Consider the following 339-nt stretch of genomic DNA (forward strand, 5'->3'; position numbering starts at 1 on the left):
GTGGTCGCCGTGCGCGTGCGTGCGCGCCACGACGAGCGGGTAGGGGCGGACGAAGACGACCGGATTCCGGCGCAGCCACTCGGACGTCAGCCGCTCGACCGTGCCTCGCAGCGGGAACACCGACTCATCGGTCGTCGCACCCGTGTCGAGCAGGAGGGCGCGCTCCCGACCGAAGAGCAGGTACAGGAAGGGCGCCTCCCAGTGCGACGACTTCGGCTGCCGCAGCTGGACGGTGTCCGGGTCGAGCCAGGTGACCTCCGGCTCGTTCATGCCCTGTTCGCTCATCCGTCACAGTCTCCTGCGTCCGGGTAACCGGCAGGTGAACGGGCGCTCAGCTCT

The 339-nt window shown here is 69.6% G+C and carries 1 pseudogene; it reads right to left on the reverse strand.

Annotated elements, in window-relative coordinates:
* A pseudogene (locus SB717_RS34355) lies at positions 1 to 285 on the reverse strand (hypothetical protein); the annotation flags it as partial.
* Positions 286 to 339 lie beyond the last annotated feature (54 nt).

Origin of the sequence: Priestia sp. SIMBA_032 (genome assembly GCF_046535215.1) — a bacterium.
Classification (GTDB): Bacteria; Bacillota; Bacilli; order Bacillales; family Bacillaceae_H; genus Priestia; species Priestia aryabhattai.